This is a genomic window from Mesorhizobium sp. M7A.F.Ca.MR.362.00.0.0 (assembly GCF_004023175.1).
Taxonomy (GTDB): domain Bacteria; phylum Pseudomonadota; class Alphaproteobacteria; order Rhizobiales; family Rhizobiaceae; genus Mesorhizobium.
In genome coordinates this window covers 1-539 of record NZ_RZTF01000897.1, presented here as the reverse complement: position 1 = coordinate 539, position 539 = coordinate 1, and the positions used below count along the sequence as shown (strand labels likewise).

The 539-nt window shown below is 56.6% G+C and carries 1 protein-coding gene; it reads left to right on the top strand.

Annotated features, from left to right (window positions below):
• Positions 1–539, top strand: a 539-nt coding sequence (locus EOC06_RS38400) for an AMP-binding protein (protein WP_164899058.1), incomplete at both ends; no start/stop codon positions are given.

The window sequence follows — 539 nt, the reverse complement described above, 5'->3', positions numbered from 1 at the left end:
CGCCTACATCATCTACACCTCCGGATCAACCGGGACGCCAAAAGGCGTCATGGTCGAGCACCGGGGTGTGGTCAATCTTACAGCATGGCATGTGCAAACATTTTGTCCGCAACCAGAAACCTGCTGCACACTTACGGCCGGAATGGCATTCGATGCCAGCGCTTGGGAGTTGTGGTCTGCATTATACAATCGTAGCACATTGCTGCTCCCGCCCAGGGCGGCAGCAGGAGATCCTCTGCTTCTCCTGCAATGGTGGCGTGATCAACCACTGAACGCCGCCTTTTTGGTCACGCCGCTTGCTGCAACGGCTTTGGAAGACGAGCTGGTAACTCCCATGTTGGAGTACTTGCTTATTGGCGGTGACCGTCTGCAGCGTGTGCCTTCCCGGCTACCGTCGCCTCTCAAGTTAATAAACAACTATGGCCCGACGGAAGTTACCGTGGTGGCAACCTCGGGACGGCTCTTCAGTGACAACACTGTGCCACATATCGGGCGTCCGATTGCCAACACGCGGGTGTATCTTCTGGACGGGCATGGTG